Origin of the sequence: Methylobacterium sp. WL103 (assembly GCF_008039885.1) — a bacterium.
GTDB lineage: Bacteria > Pseudomonadota > Alphaproteobacteria > Rhizobiales > Beijerinckiaceae > Methylobacterium > Methylobacterium cerastii.
This window is the reverse complement of the sequence record NZ_VRUX01000753.1, coordinates 1-1,757: the sequence shown is the minus strand read 5'-3', so window position 1 is coordinate 1,757 and position 1,757 is coordinate 1. Positions and strand designations below refer to the sequence as shown.

The following is a 1,757-nucleotide window of genomic DNA, read 5'->3' as shown; positions in this document are numbered from 1 at the left end:
ACCGGTGGCGAGCGATCGGACGCGGCGCGAGCCGGGCGGCGTCGCGACCAGCCTCGACGCCCTGTGGCGGCAAGCGGGCATTGCGCAGGCCGCGGCGATCGTCTCGGGCGCCACCGGCGTTGCGGCGATCACCGACGAGGAGCGCGCGCGCCTGTCGGTCCTGGCACCCGACCGGCCGGTCCACGCCCTCGGCGACCTGGTCGGCCATGGCCTTGAGGTGACGGCGCCGTTCGGCGCGGCCCTTGCGGCCGGGCTCGTGGCCGAGCGGGGCCTTGCCGAGGTCGCGGTGACCACCGTCGGCCACCGTCGCGGCGAGGGCGTGCTGCGGCTGACGTCCGCCTGAGCGGCGGTCTTCCAGACGCCCCTTCGACCAGACGCCCCTTCGACAAGTGTCACTCCCACCCACCACCTCATCCTGAGGTGCCCGCCTTGGCGGGCCTCGAAGGAGGCCTCCAGCCGACGCGCGATCCCTGGAGGTCTGCTTCGAGGCGGCTTGCGGCCGCACCTCAGGATGAGGGGGGTGGACGGGAGTCGGCCGCCGTGGTCAGCGGGTTCGTCCCTTCTTGCCGTTCCTACTTGGCGGCCGTCGTCAGCGGGCAGCCGCTGGCTTCGGCGGTGGCGAAGGCCTCCGGGCCGGGCACCGTGGCGAGCTTCTTATAGAGGTCCCAGTCGCCCTTCGACTCGGCGGGCTTCTTGACCTCGAACAGATACATGTCGTGGACCATGCGCCCGTTCGGCAGGACCTTGCCGCCCTTGGCGAAGACGTCGTCCACCGGCATCGTGTGCAGCAGCGTGTTGACCGCCTCGGTCTCGTCGGTGCCGGCGGCCTTCACCGCCTTCAGGTATTGCAGCACCGCCGAATAGGTGCCGACATGGATCATGTTCGGCATCTTGCCGGTGCGCTTCATGAAGCGCTGCCCGAACGCGCGGTTCTCGTCGGTGAGGTCCCAGTACCAGCCCTCGGTGAGGGTCAGCCCCTGCGCGACCTTGAGGCCGAGGCCCTTCACCTCGGCCAGGGTGAACAGCAGCGCCGCGAGCCGCTGCCCGCCCTCGACGATGCCGAACTCGGCCGCCTGCTTGATGCTGTTGGACGTGTCGAGCCCGGCGTTGGCCAGGCCGATCACCTTGGCGCCCGACCCTTGCGCCTGCAGCAGGAACGAGGAAAAGTCCTGTGCCGAGAGCGGGTGGCGGACGTTGCCCAGGATCTTGCCGCCCTTCGAGGTGACGTAGCGGGCGATCTCGGCTTCCAGCGAGTAGCCGAAGGCGTAGTCGGCGGTCAGCATGAACCAGGTGTCGCCGCCCTGCTGCACCAGGGCGCCGCCGGTGCCGACGGCGAGCGCATGGGTGTCGTAGGCCCAGTGGTAGCCGTAGGGGGTGCAGGCCTTGCCGGTGAGGTCGGCGGTGGCGGCGCCGGTGGTGATGGTGATCTTGCGCTTCTCCTTCGACAGGCCCTGGACGGCGAGCGCCACCGACGAGGTCGTCAGCTCCATGATCGCGTCGACGTTGTCGCGGTCGTACCATTGCCGGGCGATGCCGGACGCGATGTCGGGCTTGTTCTGGTGGTCGGCCGAGACGAGTTCGATCGGCGTTCCGTTCATCGAGCCGCCGAAATCCTCCACCGCCATCCGCGCCGCCTCGATCGAGGAGCGGCCGCCGAACTCGGCGTAGGTGCCGGACTGGTCGTTGAGGATGCCGATCTTCACCACGCCGTCCGAGAAGCCCTGCGCGGCGGCGGGGTGAAGATCGGCATCCTCAAC

1 protein-coding gene and 1 pseudogene are annotated in these 1,757 nt (G+C 69.9%); one reads left to right on the top strand and one right to left on the bottom strand.

Annotation, left to right across the window (positions count from 1 at the left end; genetic code table 11):
* A pseudogene (locus FV222_RS30105) lies at positions 1–343 on the top strand (beta-ketoacyl-ACP synthase); the annotation flags it as partial.
* Between the two features lie 229 nt (positions 344–572).
* Here FV222_RS30105 and FV222_RS25055 read toward each other — a convergent pair.
* Positions 573–1,757: ABC transporter substrate-binding protein (locus FV222_RS25055; protein WP_147815911.1), on the bottom strand; the 1,185-nt coding region annotated here is incomplete at its 5' end.